Source organism: Pectobacterium jejuense (assembly GCF_026800125.1).
Classification (GTDB): Bacteria; Pseudomonadota; Gammaproteobacteria; order Enterobacterales; family Enterobacteriaceae; genus Pectobacterium; species Pectobacterium jejuense.
In genome coordinates this window covers 57376-73855 of record NZ_JAPQKX010000012.1, presented here as the reverse complement: position 1 = coordinate 73855, position 16480 = coordinate 57376, and the positions used below count along the sequence as shown (strand labels likewise).

The following is a 16480-nucleotide window of genomic DNA, read 5'->3' as shown; positions in this document are numbered from 1 at the left end:
CATCTATAACATCAATGTGCCCCGAATCATGCGGGGATCTTTTTCTTCAAACGGGGACTGACTCGTGACAACAATTGTAAGCGTACGCCGCAACGGCCAGGTGGTCATTGGCGGTGATGGACAAGCCACTCTGGGCAACACCGTGATGAAAGGCAACGTGCGTAAAGTGCGTCGTCTCTACCATGACCGCGTCATCGCTGGTTTCGCAGGCGGCACGGCGGATGCCTTCACTCTTTTTGAGCTTTTTGAGCGCAAGCTGGAATTGCACCAGGGTCATCTGGTGAAAGCTGCCGTCGAGCTGGCGAAAGACTGGCGTACCGACCGTATGCTACGCAAGCTGGAAGCCCTGTTAGCCGTTGCGGACGAAAATGCCTCGCTGATCATTACCGGTAATGGCGATGTCGTGCAGCCTGAAAACGATCTGATCGCTATTGGTTCCGGCGGTCCTTATGCACAGGCTGCCGCACGTGCTTTACTGGAAAACACCGAGCTGGGTGCGCGTGATATCGTCGAGAAATCTCTGGGGATTGCTGGCGACATCTGTATCTACACCAACCAGTTCCACACGATAGAAGAATTAGCCTCCAAGGCGTAAGGATCAACTATGTCTGAAATGACCCCGCGCGAGATAGTCAGCGAACTCGACAGCTATATCATCGGCCAGCATAAAGCGAAACGCGCCGTTTCCATCGCGCTGCGTAACCGCTGGCGCCGCATGCAGTTGGACGAAGCACTTCGTCATGAAGTTACGCCTAAAAATATTCTCATGATCGGCCCGACTGGCGTCGGTAAAACCGAAATCGCTCGCCGTTTGGCGAAGCTCGCCAATGCGCCGTTCATCAAAGTGGAAGCAACCAAATTCACCGAAGTGGGCTACGTAGGTAAAGAAGTTGACTCCATCATCCGCGATCTGACGGATTCCGCGATCAAAATGGTGCGCCTTCAGTCCATCGAAAAAAACCGCTTCCGTGCGGAAGAGATGGCGGAAGACCGCATTCTGGATGTACTGATTCCTCCAGCGAAAAACAACTGGGGACAGGCAGAAAGCACGCAGGAGCCTTCCGCTGCACGCCAGGCATTCCGCAAGAAACTGCGTGAAGGCCAGTTGGACGACAAAGAGATCGAGATCGATCTGGCTGCCGCTCCCGTTGGCGTAGAGATCATGGCGCCTCCGGGCATGGAAGAAATGACCAACCAGCTCCAGTCCATGTTCCAGAACCTGGCAGGACAGAAGCAGAAAGCCCGTAAGGTCAAAATCAAAGACGCTTTCAAGCTGCTGATAGAAGAAGAAGCCGCCAAGCTGGTGAACCCGGAAGAGCTGAAACAGCAGGCAATTGAAGCCGTTGAGCAGCACGGTATCGTGTTCATCGATGAGATCGACAAAATCTGTAAGCGTGGCGAAAGCTCTGGCCCAGATGTTTCCCGTGAAGGCGTTCAGCGCGACCTGCTGCCGCTGGTCGAAGGCTGCACCGTGTCCACCAAGCACGGCATGGTCAAAACCGACCACATCCTGTTTATCGCCTCCGGTGCGTTCCAGGTTGCCAGCCCGTCCGATCTGATTCCAGAATTGCAGGGGCGTCTGCCGATTCGCGTAGAGTTGCAGGCGCTGACCACGGAAGATTTCGAGCGCATCCTGACAGAACCGAGCGCCTCGCTGACCGAGCAGTACAAAGCGCTGATGGCGACAGAAGGCGTGAATATTTCGTTCACCGCCGATGGTATCCGCCGTATTGCTGAAGCCGCCTGGCAGGTCAACGAAAGCACCGAGAATATCGGCGCACGCCGTCTGCATACCGTGATGGAGCGTCTGATCGAGGACGTGTCTTACGATGCCAGCGAAATGAACGGTCAAAGCGTTACCATTGACGCAGATTACGTACGTAATCATCTGGATGAATTAGTAGCAGATGAAGATCTGAGTCGATTTATCTTATAATCCGTTTTCGCGGATCGCACGATTAACGATAAAGTGGGAGGCGTTGGCCTCCCACTTTTGTTTCTGACGCCGCCATCACTGACTTTTCTTGTTTATAAACGGATGATTCACGCAATTGAATCGTCAATAAAAATTGAAGCACACCATGACCTTATCGACCCATAGCAGCAAAACCAAAGCCTGGCTGGATAGCCTGCGTCCAAAGACATTGCCATTAGCGTTTGCGTCCATCGTCACCGGCTCGGCGATCGCGAGCTGGCATAGCAGCTTTAAACCGGGCGTAGCATTACTGGCGTTGTTAACCGCCGGACTGCTGCAAATCCTTTCCAATCTGGCGAACGACTATGGGGATGCGATAAAAGGCAGCGATACCGAGGAACGCATCGGGCCGTTGCGCGGCATCCAGACCGGAGCGATTACGCTGTCGCAGTTGCGCAATGCGCTAATCGTGACCGTGGCGCTCACCATCATTTCCGGCGTGAGCCTGGTGATTCTGGCGTGTGAAAAGCCAGCGGATATCTTTGGTTTCCTGATTCTGGGGCTGCTGGCTATTTTCGCCGCCATCACCTATACCGTTGGCAACAAGCCCTACGGTTATATCGGGCTCGGCGATATTTCGGTGCTGATCTTTTTCGGCTGGCTCAGCGTCGCGGGATCGTATTACCTGCAAACCGGGCATTTCGACAGCATCGTGATGCTGCCAGCGACGGCCTGCGGCCTGTTGGCGACGGCGGTATTGAACATCAACAACCTGCGCGATATCGACAACGATCGCATCAGCGGAAAGAACACGCTGGCCGTACGTCTTGGTGCGGAAAAAGCGCGCTTCTATCACACGATGCTGCTGTTGCTGGCACCGGTTTGTCTCGGTCTGTTTGCCACGTTTTATCTACACAGTCTGGCGGGCTGGCTCTTTATTCTGGCGCTCCCGTTGCTGATTCAGCAGGCGCGCTATGTGCTGCGTGAAACCAGCGCATTCAGTATGCGGCCGATGCTGGAAAAAACGGTGAAAGGCGCGCTGCTGACCAACATTCTGTTCGCCGTTGGCGTGATATTGAGTTAGTGCGGGTAAAGTGAGCGCGGGCGAAAAGTGGTGCGTATTTACTGATACGCATCAAGTTAACATTTGATGATTTTGCCAACAGCCGCCAGAAAGGGATATACTCATGATTCCGGCGGCAAACAGACGTTAATCCTATGAAATACGATACTTCCGAACTGTGCGATATCTACCACGAAGAGGTGAATGTTGTTGAGCCTCTGTTCTCTAATTTTGGCGGGCGTACTTCATTTGGTGGCAAAATCACCACGGTGAAATGTTTTGAGGATAATGGCCTGCTGTTCGATCTCCTTGAAGAGAACGGCCTTGGGCGCGTGCTTCTGGTTGATGGCGGCGGCTCCGTGCGTCGCGCGTTGATCAATGCGGAAATCGCCCGGCTGGCGACGCAAAACGAGTGGGAAGGCATTGTCGTTTATGGCGCGGTGCGTCAGGTTGACGATTTGGCTGAGCTGGATATTGGTATTCAGGCGATGGCAGCGATTCCGGTCGGCGCGGGTAGCGAAGGCATCGGCGAGAGCGATATTCGCGTCAACTTCGGTGGCGTCACGTTCTTCTCCGGTGACCATCTGTATGCCGATAATACCGGTATTATTTTGGCGGAAGACCCGCTGGATATTGAATAATATCGTTGAATTCCCGCGTTTTCATTGCGGTGACATCAGCACAAAAAAGGGCGATAGACGCCCTTTTTTATTTGGCTCAATCGATAAGCCGTTCCTTCGTCTGAGCCAGCAAGTCCTATTAGACTTCTTCCATTTTGCCTAACAGCGCGCGCAGGCGCTCTTGCCATACCACTTGCTCTTCTTTCAACTGCTCGTTCTCGCGCACCAGCGCTTCACGTGAACCAGCTGCCGCCTGCACATCCTGCGACAGCGCGTTGTTCTGCTCTTTCAGCTCTTCAATTTCCATTTGCAACAGCGTGATGGTATCAATCGCCTGCTGAACTTTCGCTTCCAGCTTTTCAAACACTTCAAATGACATTCTTCAAACCCCTTTTAATCGCAACAAGGCAAAGATCGGTTAACGCTGGCTTTCGGACTCTGTAACCAACACCCAACGGTGTCGCCATCCGCCCGTAAACATAATCCTGACCGCGGGACGGCTGGCAAGACAGACCATAGCGAAATTGTATGTAGCCAACCGCCACCTGTCTAGCGCACATCCCCCACTACGCGAGTGTGGCAGCTTTTCTTACGTAACACTATCAGTACAAACTGAAAAACAGGCAGTACAAACTGAAAAATGGGCAGCCGAAATGGAAAAATGAGCGGCGTAAACGGAAAACTACTCCTGTTCGCTTCCCCATTACTCCTATTGTGTTAATAAATTTAACCTGAGCGTTACTATCAACCGTGGGCGAAAAACCACGGCGAGTCATTTTATAAGCGAATACGCTCATTTTCTTGACGCGCAACACACATTTCAATTTCGATATTTCTCGTTTTCGAGCATTAACGATAAATTCACATCATAAATACATTTAAAACAGAGGATGCCCCAACGGTATCCTTAGACCTACCACTCTGTACGTTACCCAGCAGGAAAAAAATATGAGCCAAGCAGAACGTTCAACGCTAAAAGGCCAGTGTATCGCCGAATTCCTCGGCACTGGCCTGCTGATTTTCTTCGGTGTCGGCTGTGTCGCCGCCTTGAAACTGGCGGGAGCCAGCTTCGGACAGTGGGAGATCAGCATCATTTGGGGTCTGGGGGTTGCGATGGCAATCTATCTGACCGCCGCCATTTCCGGCGCTCACCTCAACCCGGCCGTTACTATCGCCCTGTGGCTGTTTGCCTGTTTCGATGGACGCAAGGTAGTGCCTTACATTCTGGCGCAGATTGCTGGGGCATTTTGTGCTGCCGCACTGGTCTACGGTCTGTATCACAGTCTGTTCGTGGATTTTGAACAAGCCAACAATATGGTGCGCGGCAGCACGGAAAGCCTGAGTTTAGCGGGCATTTTCTCAACCTATCCGAACCCACACATTTCCGTTATGCAGGCGCTGCTGGTTGAAACCGTCATCACCGCCATCCTGATGTGTCTGATTCTGGCGCTGACCGATGATGGCAACGGTATCCCACGCGGGCCACTCGCTCCCCTGCTGATCGGTATTTTGATTGCCGTTATCGGTGCATCCATGGGGCCGCTGACTGGCTTCGCCCTTAACCCAGCGCGTGACTTTGGTCCTAAGCTGTTCGCGTTCCTGGCGGGATGGGGCAATGTGGCCTTCACTGGCGCACGCGAAATTCCTTACTTCCTGGTTCCTATCTTCGGCCCGATTATCGGTGCCTGTCTGGGTGCCTTCGGCTATCGCGCACTGATTGGCCGCAATCTGCCATGTGATGTGTGCGAACCCGAGGCAGAAACTACCACGCGTCGTGAAAGCCGTTAAACTTAACGCCACGACCATCCTATTTCACGGTTAATCATTACAGGATTGGATTTATGAACCCGGAAAAAAAATACATTGTCGCGCTCGACCAGGGCACAACCAGCTCCCGTGCCATCGTACTGGATCACGATGCCAACATCGTTAGCGTTTCACAGCGTGAATTCACCCAGATCTATCCAAAAGCAGGCTGGGTAGAGCATGACCCGATGGAGATTTGGGCATCACAAAGCTCAACGTTGAACGAAGTGTTGGCTAAAGCCGACATCAGCGCAGATGAAGTCGCGGGCATTGGTATCACCAACCAGCGTGAAACCACCGTCGTATGGGAAAAAGAGAGCGGTAAGCCGATTTATAACGCCATCGTCTGGCAGTGTCGTCGTACCGCTGAGATTTGCGAAAAGCTGAAGAAAGACGGTCTGGAAGAGTACGTTCGCAATACCACCGGTCTGGTGGTCGATCCCTATTTCTCTGGCACCAAGGTGAAATGGATTCTGGATCACGTTGAAGGCTCTCGTGAGCGCGCCAAACGCGGCGAACTGCTGTTTGGTACCATCGATACCTGGCTGATTTGGAAAATGACACAAGGGCGCGTTCACGTCACGGATTACACTAACGCCTCCCGTACCATGCTGTTTAACATTCATACGTTGGAATGGGATACCCGCATGCTGGAAGCGCTGGATATTCCACGCGAGATGCTGCCGGAAGTGCGCGCGTCTTCAGAAGTCTACGGCCAGACCAACATTGGTGGTAAAGGCGGTACGCGTATTCCTATCGCCGGTATCGCGGGTGACCAGCAGGCGGCGCTGTACGGCCAGCTCTGCGTCAACCCTGGACAGGCGAAAAACACCTACGGCACGGGCTGCTTCCTGCTGATGAATACCGGTAAAGAAGCGGTGCTGTCCAAACACGGCCTGCTGACCACCATCGCCTGCGGCCCACGCGGCGAAGTTAACTACGCGCTGGAAGGCTCAGTGTTCGTTGGTGGTGCTTCCATCCAATGGCTACGCGACGAGCTGAAGCTGATCGGCGACTCAATGGACTCCGAGTACTTCGCGACGAAAGTGAAGGATTCTAACGGCGTTTATGTCGTCCCTGCCTTCACCGGTTTGGGCGCCCCTTACTGGGACCCGTATGCCCGCGGCGCGATCTTCGGTCTGACCCGTGGCGTGAACGCTAACCACATCATCCGCGCGACGTTGGAATCGATAGCCTTCCAGACCCGCGATGTACTGGATGCCATGCAGGCAGACGCCGATACGCGCCTGAAAGCGCTGCGTGTCGACGGCGGTGCGGTCGCCAACAACTTCCTGATGCAGTTCCAGTCCGATATTCTCGGTACGCGCGTGGAACGTCCGGAAGTGCGTGAATCCACCGCACTGGGTGCGGCTTTCCTGGCGGGCTTAGCAACGGGCTTCTGGAACGATCTGGATGAAGTGAAGAGTAAAGCCACGATCGAGCGTGAATTCCGCCCTAGCATCGAAACCGTAGAGCGTAACGTGCGCTACAGCGGCTGGCAGAAAGCCGTGGCTCGTGCTCGTAACTGGGAAGATCACGACGCATAATCCGCCAACACATCTATCCACATCGGGCGCGCCTGTCGCGCCCGTTTTTTCCCTATCGCCCAACCGCCACTCTCCCCCGTTGTGATAAAATCCTCACCCACATCCTAATGTTGCTCGTTTAAGAACCGAGATACCGGGGCGACCACAGTGCGAGGTGTCCCTGCGGGAACCTCATCACCGTGTTTCCCCTAAATCTATGCTTAAGTGGCTAACATGAGGCCGCCCCTTTTCCCGATCGACAATAGACAGGTATTTATGAAACGTGAATTAGCCATTGAGTTCTCGCGCGTCACCGAAGCAGCCGCGCTGGCAGGCTATAAGTGGTTAGGTCGTGGCGACAAGAATGCCGCCGACAATGCTGCCGTACAGGCGATGCGCATCATGCTGAATCAGGTCAATATCAACGGTCAGATTGTCATCGGCGAAGGGGAAATCGATGAAGCACCTATGTTGTTCATCGGCGAGCAGGTCGGTACAGGTCAGGGCGATGCCGTAGACATCGCTGTCGATCCGATTGAAGGCACGCGGATGACGGCAATGGGTCAGGCGAACGCGCTGGCCGTGCTGGCCGTTGGCGAAAAAGGCACGTTTTTGCACGCGCCAGACATGTACATGGAAAAGTTGATTGTCGGCCCCGAAGCAAAAGGCGCGATTGACCTAAACCTGCCGCTGGCGGACAACCTGCGTAATGTCGCACTGAAACTGGGTAAACCGCTGAGCCAGTTAACGGTGACTATACTCGCTAAACCGCGCCACGATGCCTGTATCGCGGACATGCAGCAGTTGGGTGTGAAAGTGTTCGCGATTCCAGACGGTGACGTAGCAGCATCCATCCTCACCTGCATGCCAGACAGTGAAGTTGACGTGCTGTACGGCATCGGCGGCGCGCCAGAAGGCGTGATCTCAGCAGCCGTTATCCGCGCGCTTGATGGAGACATGCAAGGGCGTTTACTGGCACGTCATCAGGTCAAAGGTGATAGCGCTGAAAACCGCCGCATCGGTGAAGACGAGCTGGCACGCTGCCAACAAATGGGCATCGAAGCCGGTGGCGTCCTCAAGCTTGATGACATGGCGCGCAACGATAACGTGATTTTCTCTGCAACCGGCATCACCAAAGGTGATTTGCTGGACGGGATCGCACGTAAAGGCAATATGGCAACGACCGAAACGCTGCTGATCCGCGGTAAATCCCGCACGATCCGCCGGATTAAATCGACGCACTATCTGGATCGTAAGGATCGTACGCTGCACGAGTTCCTGCTGTAGCTGACCACTGCCCGACTGACTGATTGTTTCACAGTTGTTAATAAATGGCGTATCGTAGATGCACGAATATTGGCGTCGATACCCTAAATAATTCGAGTTGCAGGAAGGCGGCAATCGCGCGAGTCCCCAGGAGCTTACTCAAGTAAGTGACTGGGGCGAGTAAGGGAAGCCAACGCACATGCAACTTGAAGTATGACGGGTACAACAGGAGCAGAAAAATATGGCTGAATGGGTGACAGGCAAAGTAGTTCAGGTAGAAAACTGGACAGAAAGTCTGTTTAGCATTCGGGTTCACGCGCCCACCGATGCATTCACTGCCGGGCAGTATGGCAAACTGGCGCTGGAGATTGATGGCGAGAAAGTGCAGCGCGCTTATTCCTATGTGAATGCGCCCAGCGATCCCACGCTTGAGTTCTATCTGGTGACGGTACCAGAAGGTAAGCTCAGCCCGCATCTGCATGCGTTGCAGCCCGGTTCAGACGTTTTGATCGTCAAAGAAGCTGCCGGCTTTTTCGTGCTGGAAGAAGTGCCTGATTGTGAAACGCTGTGGATGCTGGCAACAGGGACGGGCATCGGCCCTTATCTGTCGATTCTTCAGGAAGGTAAAGGGCTGGAGCGTTTTAAGAATATCGTGCTGGTTCACGCCGCCCGCTTCTCACGCGATCTGAGCTATCTGCCGCTGATGCAGCAATTACAGCAGCGCTACCACGGTCAACTGCGTATTCAAACGGTTGTCAGTCGGGAAGAAGAAACAGGCTCGCTGACGGGCCGCATTCCCCAGCTTATCAGCAGCGGTACGCTGGAAGCCGCCGTAGGCCTGCCGATGGATGCAGCAACAAGCCACGTCATGCTGTGCGGCAACCCGCAGATGGTGCGCGACACCCAGCTGTTGCTGAAAGAAGAGCGCCAAATGACCAAGCACCTGCGCCGCAGACCCGGTCATATGACTGCCGAAAACTATTGGTAAACGGCAGTTCGTTGTTAATCAGCGGCGGAAACGAAACGGCTCCGCCGCTGCGCCAAAGCGGTTTTCCCCTTTTGTCCCCAGAAAAACGCCGCAGTCGAGCAACGTCATCACAACAATCAGAATCGGCAAGAAGCGGCCAATGCCCCACTGCCAGATGGATGAGAACATCGTCCAATTCCCCGAAGCCAACATCCACGCCACCACGAGCAGCAGCGCCCACCAGCCGCTCTTATTGCGGTCGTGCAGCCGTTTCACCATGATCGCCGCCGTCGGCCACAGCAATACCACCAAAGCAAACGCCGTCGATTGCGTATCCAGCCAGCTTTGGCCGGATAGCGTAAACAGCACCGCCATCAGCGCGACCCAAATAGCCATCCAAAGCCAGAAATCACGACGACCGACCCGGCCTTTAAACGAGAAGCACCACTGCTGTAATGTCATTAACGATAACGCCCTGAATTGTCGGCCTGTCTGGCCGAATTAATCTGTATTTTACGCTGGCTGATTTTACCTCAACCGAGACAGTTGCCCGCAATCTTTACGCGATTTTTGTCAGCCACGTGCGATTTCTCACAACGACGTACTATTTTTGACAACGACGTACAAATGCCGCTTTAATCAAACGTATTCTGCCGTTATCGGCCTGGACATCTTCTGAAGTGGCTGACCCGAATCCCTATGACACGAAAACGCATCGCTTCACTTTTGGTTTTATCATCGCTGGTGCTGTACCAGACTCACGCGGGTGCCGATCCGACGTTCCCGCCTAAACCCTCAGCCAATGCGCCGTATCTGTTGGCTGGTGCCCCTACTTTCGATCAAACCATCACGCAGTTCCGTTCTCGCTATAACCTGAGCAATCCGGCGCTGCCGATTGGTGAATTTCGGGTTGTCGACACCGGTAATATCACCAGCATATTGACCCGCGCCGCCAGCCGGATCAACGACCATCTCTATGCCTCCACCGCGCTGGAGAAAGGCACCGGGAAAATCAAAACGCTGCAAATTACCTGGCTGCCGCAGCCGCAGAGCGAACAAGAAACCGCGGCGCGCCGTAAGCAGGCTATCGACTATATGGCTGCACTGGCACGCACGTTCGCACCGTCACAGACGGAAGAACAGAGCGTGAAAAAAGTCACCGGACTGCTGGAAAAAGGCAAAGGACAGCGCTTTTATCAGCAAACGGAAGGGGCCTTACGTTATGTTGTTGCAGATGATGGTGAAAAAGGGCTAACTTTTGCTGTTGAACCGATTAAGCTAACGCTATCTGAACCGTGATCAACCCGGTAATTAATGACGAAAAACAGAGCCACGGTCACATTTCGTCTCTATACTGTGGGCAGGTCATATTGCCTGACGGCAGTAAAATTTATGCATTGGTTCATTAACACCTTGATTTATTAACATATTGATTCATTCGCGATTCCGGCTGGAGGAAAAAAGATGCGACATCCATTAGTTATGGGTAACTGGAAGCTGAACGGCAGCACTCACATGGTCAACGAACTGATCGCGGGCCTGCGTAAAGAGCTCAGCACCGTTGACGGCTGTGGCGTAGCGATTGCACCACCTGCTATCTACCTCGATCAAGCTAATCACCAACTGGCCGGCAGCCGCATTGCTCTGGGCGCACAGAACGTTGACGTGAACCTTTCCGGCGCTTTCACCGGCGAAACGTCTGCCGAGATGCTGAAAGACATCGGCGCGAAATACATCATCATCGGCCACTCTGAGCGCCGCACCTACCACAAAGAAAGCGATGAATTCATTGCGAAGAAATTTGGCGTGCTGAAAGATGCGGGCCTGATTCCGGTACTGTGCATTGGCGAAACTGAAGCAGAAAACGAAGCAGGCCAGACGGAAGCTGTCTGTGCGCGCCAACTGGACGCCGTGCTGAACACGCTGGGCGCGAAAGCGTTTGAGAACACCGTTATCGCCTACGAACCTGTATGGGCTATCGGTACCGGTAAATCTGCAACCCCAGCACAGGCTCAGGCTGTTCACAAATTCATCCGTGACCACATCGCCAAGCAAGATGCCGCTGTTGCTGAACAAGTGATCATCCAATACGGCGGTTCTGTGAATGCGGCGAATGCTGCAGAGCTGTTCACCCAGCCGGACATCGATGGCGCGCTGGTTGGCGGTGCATCACTGAAAGCTGACGCCTTTGCTGTCATCGTGAAAGCCGCAGCCGACGCTAAACGCGGCTAAGCTTTATCGAAAACGGACGGACAAAGGTCCGTCTAATCAAAAAGCCGGTTCACGCTATCGCGCCAACCGGCTTTTTTATGACGGATATCCCTATCCGTCACCCTTCGGGCCGTTGCTTGCCCAACGTTGAAAAACGCTCCCGGCGTTTTTTATGGCGGGCATCCCTGCCAGTCACCCTTCTTTTAAACCGTCAGTTAACGGCTCAACCGTTACTTCACCGCTGGGATTTGCTGCGTAATGCAGTGAATATTTCCCCCGCCCAGCAGGATTTCCCGCGCAGGCACGCCGCTAATCAAGTAGCCAGGGAACATCTGTTGCAGCAGGTCGCGTGCAACGTCATCCGTCTTCTCATCCAGCAGCGGGAAAATGATCTGCTGGTTGCTGATCAGGAAATTCACATAAGAACCTGCGAGACGCGAGCCGGCAAGGCGTTCAACCGCATCGCCGCTGTCCACGCCCTGCGCTTCCTCTTTGGTTGCATACAGCGGGCCGGGGGCCGGCAACTTCCAGATTTTCAACTCACGCCCTTGCGCATCGCGCGCGGCCGACAGCACTTCATAGGCCGCGACGGAGCGTGCATACTGCGGATCGTTTTCATCATCCGTCCAGTGCAGCGCGACTTCACCGGGACGCACGAAACAGCACATGTTATCGATATGCCCGTCGGTTTCGTCGTTGTAAACGCCCTCTTCCAGCCAGATAATCGTCGAGATGCTGAGATAATCACGCATCAGCTGTTCGATTTCTGCCTTGCTCAGGTGCGGGTTACGGTTCGGATTGAGCAAGCATTCCGCTGTGGTCAGCAGCGTGCCTTCACCATCGACATGGATCGAGCCACCTTCCAGAATCAGCGGCGCGGCATAACGCGCGGTCTGATGATAGTCCAGCACCTGTGCCGCGACTTTCTCATCCTGACGCCAGTCTTCATATAGACCGCCCAGCTCGCCGCCCCAGGCGTTGAACTGCCAGTCGATACCCCGACGCTCACCCTCTGAATTCAGCACGATGGTTGGACCGGTGTCGCGCATCCAGGCGTCATCACTTTCCATTTCCACCAGCGTGACGTTCACCGGCATCACTTTTTGCGCATCCGCCATGTAGCGTGCAGGCACGCCCATGATCACCGGCGTGTTCTGCGCGATAGCTTCCGCCACGCGCGCGAAGGTTTTCTGCGCCGGAACGCCCTGTTCGCGCCAGTTGTCGGTACGATACGGCCAAATCATCCACACGGCATCATGCGGTGCCCATTCGGCGGGCATCGCAAAACCATCCTGATGCGGCGTGGTGAGATGAGGAGTAGCTAGCTGTGACATCACTTATCTCCGAGTCTTGCCGTCAGAGGTAGCAATCGTGCCGTACATTTCCGGGCGACGGTCGCGGAACAAGCCCCATGACGCACGCTGTGCAGCAATGGCTTCTAAATCAAACTCATGCACCAGAATCGCTTCATCTGTCTTGTTGGCCTGAGCCAACAGCGCACCGGTTTGGTCAGCAATGAAGGATGAACCGTAGAACGTCATTTCCAGACCATCGATGTATTTGCTGGCTTCTGTACCAATACGGTTGGAGGCGATTACTGGCACCAGATTCGCAGCGGCGTGACCTTGCTGAACGCGGGTCCAGTGCGGCTGGCTGTCGATGTCCGGGTAAGCCGGTTCGGAACCAATTGCGGTCGGATAGAAAATCAGCTCAGCCCCCTGCAACGCCAGGCTGCGTGCGGTTTCCGGGAACCACTGATCCCAGCAAATGCCCACGCCGATTTTTGCGTAGCGCGTCTGCCAGACTTTAAAGCCGGTATCGCCCGGAATGAAGAATTGCTTCTCCTGATACGCCGGACCGTTCGGAATGTGCGTTTTGCGATAAACGTCCAGCACGGAACCGTCCGCGTCAATCATCACCAGCGAGTTGTAATAGGCGTTATTGGCACGTTCAAAGAAGCTTAACGGCAACACCACGTTCAGCTCCGCCGCCAGTGCGGAAAAATGCTTAATCAGCGGGCTGGTTTCCAGCTCCTGCGCCAGCGCATAGTGCTCCGGGCTTTGATCGATACAGAAATACGGTGCGGCAAACAGTTCCTGAATCAGGATAACCTGCGCGCCTTTTGCATGCGCTTGTCGCACCAGTTTTTCGGCGTTTTCAATGTTCTTAGGCAGATCCCAGGAACACGCCATTTGTGTTGCGGCAACGGTAACTTTTTTCATGCGAAAACCTCAATAATAACGATATATACCCGCCCTTTCTCACCGGCAAGTATCGGCAATAAGTGTTTCTCTCGGTCACGATTATGCATCGGCGCTAACCAGCGCGGCCTTAACGAGTGTAGGCCAACACACCTGCGCATGCCCAATAGGAATATCCTGTTAAGGTATTGACCGAAAATGACATGCGCATTATGCCAGTTAATCACAGCACTTCACTATGCTGAAAATGCATGGATCTCGCGTGACGGGCAGAAAAGAAAAACCGCCGTTCCACGGCGGTTCAGACTGTCAACAAACTTATTTGCCGAACGAAAACGGGAATAACGGAATAGAAGAGTAAAGCGTTTGCGCCAGGGATGGCGCAAGCCGAGCGTACAGGGATGTATTTACAGCGTCTTTACGGTCTATCCGTTACTCCCGCTCTACGGACTTTGTCAGCAACCTCAATCGCCTTTTCCACGGCGGTTTCTATCGATGATTAAGATTGAGAGAAAGCGGTAGGCAGCAGCATCAGGCCGCAACGGTATCCGCCTGATGTAGCGCCTGACTGACCGCTTGCCGCTGTTCCAATAGCGTTGGGCTGGTGCGGTCGCGAGGATAGGGCAACGTCACAGGCAAAATTGCGCTAATCCGACCGGGTCGGGGCGACATCACCACCACTCTATCCGCCAGAAAAACCGCCTCTTCCACATCGTGCGTCACCAGCAGAATCGTCAAATCCGTTTGCTGGCGTATCTCCGCCAGACGCACCTGCAACTGCTGCTTGGTCAACGCATCCAGCGCCCCAAAGGGTTCATCCAGCAAGAGAATACGCGGCGTCGACACCAGCCCACGGGCGATCGCCACGCGCTGTGCCATTCCGCCCGACAGCTGGTGCGGCCACGCGTCGGCAAAGCCTTCCAACCCCATAATCTGGAGATAGCGTGCAATACGGCGCGTCGCTTCCGCAGGAGAAAGATCGAGGTTGAGCATACCGAGGCGAATATTGTCCGTCACGGTGAGCCACGGAAACAGGCGCGGTTCCTGAAACACCAGACTGACATCATCGGGAATCCCACGCACAGGCCGCTCGCCAATCAGAATGCGCCCACGTTCCGTGGTATCAATCCCGGCCGCCAAACGCAACAGCGTCGATTTACCACAGCCGCTGGCACCAATGACCGCAACCAGTTCGCCAGCCAGCAACGACAGATCGATATCCTGTAACACCGTCAGCGGCGCGCCGTTGACGGCAAAATGTTTAGTAATGTGCTGAAAATGCAGGGACATAGATTCTCCGTTAACGGTCACGCAAAGCGCCAGCGGGTCAGCCGCCGTTCAGATAAGGTAATCAATCGGGAAAACAGCGCGGCCACCACGGCAATCAGCACCACGCCCGCCATGATGCGATCGGATTCAAGCAGCTGCTGTGCGCGAATCATCATGCCGCCCAGCCCTTCCCCCGACGGCATGAAATACTCTGCGCCAATCGCGCCCGTCCACGCATGCATGAGCGCCAGCCGTAGACCGGAAAACAGCGGTGGCAACACGCTGGGCAGTATCAACGTGCGAAGCGTCTGAACCGGCGTCAGACGCAGAACCTGCGCCACTTCCAATAGCGCAGGCGGAAGCTGGGCGATCCCCTGGCGGGTTGCCAGCATCACAGGAAAGAACGCCGCTACGGCGATAAACACGATTTTGGCGCTCTCCCCTAAACCAAACCAGGCGGTGATCAGCGGCAGCCAGGCAAAGAGCGCCACGCAGCGCATCGCGGACAGCGCCGGATTAAACAGCCTGTCGGCAATGCGCCAACCGCCGAGTAACGCGCCGACCAGCACGCCGATCGCACTGCCCAGTACAAATCCCTGTAGCGCACGCAGCAGGCTGGCATGGAGATCGGCCGACAGCCCGCCCTGAACCAGCCCCGTCCACAGCGCGTCAATCACGCTGCTCGGTGCGGGAAGAAAAGCCACATTCACCCACTCGTGCACGCTGCTCACCTGCCACAGCGCAACCAGTACTAATGGCGCTAACCAAGGCGTCAGCGACAGGCTTGGCAATGCAGTGCTCAGACTATCGCGCCCCAGCACTGGCGCGGGCCAGTGAATCCAACGACGCTCCAGCTTCAGCAGCACGCGCTCCCCGGCAAACCCCAGTACTCCAATAATCAGAATGCAGACGAACACCAAATCCAGCATGAACAGTTGGCGGCTTTGTACCAGCAGATAACCCAGTCCTTCGCTGGATGCCAACAGCTCGACCGCGATCAAGGCAACCCATCCGGTAGAAAACGCCAGCCGAATGCCCGTCATCACATACGGCAACATCGCAGGCAGAATCAGGTAACGCAGGAAGGCAGCGGGCGGTAAACGCAGGCTGCGCGCCATTTCATGCAGCTTTTGTGGCGTCTGTTGGATACCCGCGCAGGTATAAAGCGTCACTGGCACCGTCACCGATTTCACCAGCACCACCAGTTTCAGCGCCTCACCGATACCCAGCGACAGCATCAAAAGCGGAATCCAGGCCAGCGTCGGGATCTGCGCGATAACGGTGAAGAGCGGCATAAACAGCGCATTCAGTCGGCGATTCAGGCCAAATAGACTGCCCAACACCAGACCCAACACGATCCCACCGCTAAAACCAATCACCAATCGTATCAGGCTGATAGGCAGTTGATGAATCAGCTCTTCGGGGATAAAAGCCCGAGCGCTATCGATGACCGCCAGCGGCGAAGGCAGGATCTGTTCAGACATCCATCCGTGACGGCTGGCAAGCCACCAGCCAGCGAGAACCAGCAGCGGCACGACTAATGAAATAACCAACGCGGAATATCCCGCCGACAGCGTGGCGATCGGCGAAACGTCAGGGGCGGAGCGTATCCGCAACGGGTATTTGGGCATCATGA

At 54.8% G+C, this 16480-nt stretch carries 16 protein-coding genes; 10 read left to right on the top strand and 6 right to left on the bottom strand.

The window, feature by feature from the left end:
- Window positions 1-64 precede the first annotated feature (64 nt).
- The 4 genes from hslV (at window position 65) to rraA (ending at window position 3619) form a co-directional block, all read left to right on the top strand.
- Window positions 65-595, top strand: a complete 531-nt coding sequence (gene hslV / locus NXT09_RS19535; RefSeq protein WP_005973334.1) for an ATP-dependent protease subunit HslV — start codon at window positions 65-67, stop codon at window positions 593-595.
- A gap of 9 nt (window positions 596-604) precedes the next feature.
- Window positions 605-1936, top strand: a complete 1332-nt coding sequence (gene hslU / locus NXT09_RS19530; RefSeq protein WP_014916999.1) for an ATP-dependent protease ATPase subunit HslU — start codon at window positions 605-607, stop codon at window positions 1934-1936.
- 145 nt (window positions 1937-2081) lie between these two features.
- On the top strand, window positions 2082-2999 hold the full coding sequence (locus NXT09_RS19525; RefSeq protein WP_174866886.1) for a 1,4-dihydroxy-2-naphthoate polyprenyltransferase: 918 nt from the start codon (window positions 2082-2084) through the stop codon (window positions 2997-2999).
- Between the two features lie 134 nt (window positions 3000-3133).
- Entirely contained in the window at window positions 3134-3619 is a 486-nt protein-coding gene (gene rraA / locus NXT09_RS19520; RefSeq protein WP_010281528.1) for a ribonuclease E activity regulator RraA, read from the top strand.
- Window positions 3620-3737: 118 nt separating this feature from the next.
- Here the strand turns inward: rraA and zapB are convergent, their stop codons facing one another.
- Window positions 3738-3977, bottom strand: a complete 240-nt coding sequence (gene zapB / locus NXT09_RS19515; protein WP_010281529.1) for a septal ring assembly protein ZapB — start codon at window positions 3975-3977, stop codon at window positions 3738-3740.
- Between the two features lie 569 nt (window positions 3978-4546).
- On the opposite strand from zapB, the gene NXT09_RS19510 reads away from it, so the two are divergent.
- The 4 genes from NXT09_RS19510 (at window position 4547) to fpr (ending at window position 9184) form a co-directional block, all read left to right on the top strand.
- Entirely contained in the window at window positions 4547-5386 is an 840-nt protein-coding gene (locus tag NXT09_RS19510) for an MIP/aquaporin family protein (RefSeq protein ID WP_174877137.1), read from the top strand.
- 53 nt (window positions 5387-5439) lie between these two features.
- Window positions 5440-6951, top strand: coding sequence for a glycerol kinase GlpK (gene glpK, locus NXT09_RS19505; RefSeq protein WP_010299314.1), 1512 nt, complete (start codon window positions 5440-5442; stop codon window positions 6949-6951).
- 255 nt (window positions 6952-7206) lie between these two features.
- On the top strand, window positions 7207-8217 hold the full coding sequence (gene glpX, locus NXT09_RS19500; protein WP_205549691.1) for a class II fructose-bisphosphatase: 1011 nt from the start codon (window positions 7207-7209) through the stop codon (window positions 8215-8217).
- Between the two features lie 220 nt (window positions 8218-8437).
- Window positions 8438-9184 carry a ferredoxin--NADP(+) reductase gene (fpr, locus tag NXT09_RS19495; protein ID WP_010281538.1) on the top strand — a complete coding sequence of 249 codons (747 nt, stop codon included), beginning with the start codon at window positions 8438-8440 and terminating at the stop codon, window positions 9182-9184.
- An 18-nt stretch (window positions 9185-9202) separates the two neighbouring features.
- On the opposite strand, the gene NXT09_RS19490 is transcribed toward fpr, so the two are convergent.
- Window positions 9203-9625, bottom strand: coding sequence for a DUF805 domain-containing protein (locus NXT09_RS19490; protein ID WP_205549689.1), 423 nt, complete (start codon window positions 9623-9625; stop codon window positions 9203-9205).
- A gap of 237 nt (window positions 9626-9862) precedes the next feature.
- Here NXT09_RS19490 and NXT09_RS19485 point away from each other — a divergent pair, with 237 nt between their 5' ends.
- Window positions 9863-10462 carry a YiiQ family protein gene (locus tag NXT09_RS19485; RefSeq protein ID WP_268580925.1) on the top strand — a complete coding sequence of 200 codons (600 nt, stop codon included), beginning with the start codon at window positions 9863-9865 and terminating at the stop codon, window positions 10460-10462.
- 165 nt (window positions 10463-10627) lie between these two features.
- A complete protein-coding gene (gene tpiA / locus NXT09_RS19480; protein ID WP_010281546.1) occupies window positions 10628-11395 on the top strand; it encodes a triose-phosphate isomerase in 768 nt (255 codons plus the stop codon).
- A gap of 209 nt (window positions 11396-11604) precedes the next feature.
- On the opposite strand, the gene aguA is transcribed toward tpiA, so the two are convergent.
- The 4 genes from aguA to NXT09_RS19460 form a co-directional block, all read right to left on the bottom strand.
- Entirely contained in the window at window positions 11605-12708 is a 1104-nt protein-coding gene (gene aguA / locus NXT09_RS19475) for an agmatine deiminase (RefSeq protein ID WP_268580924.1), read from the bottom strand.
- Window positions 12709-12711: 3 nt separating this feature from the next.
- Window positions 12712-13596 carry an N-carbamoylputrescine amidase gene (aguB, locus tag NXT09_RS19470; protein WP_039474891.1) on the bottom strand — a complete coding sequence of 295 codons (885 nt, stop codon included), beginning with the start codon at window positions 13594-13596 and terminating at the stop codon, window positions 12712-12714.
- Between the two features lie 510 nt (window positions 13597-14106).
- Window positions 14107-14865 (bottom strand): ABC transporter ATP-binding protein, encoded by a 759-nt coding sequence (locus NXT09_RS19465; RefSeq protein WP_268580923.1) that lies wholly within the window; start codon window positions 14863-14865, stop codon window positions 14107-14109.
- Between the two features lie 17 nt (window positions 14866-14882).
- Complete coding sequence (locus NXT09_RS19460) at window positions 14883-16478, bottom strand: ABC transporter permease (protein WP_268580922.1); 1596 nt, start codon at window positions 16476-16478, stop codon at window positions 14883-14885.
- Window positions 16479-16480 lie beyond the last annotated feature (2 nt).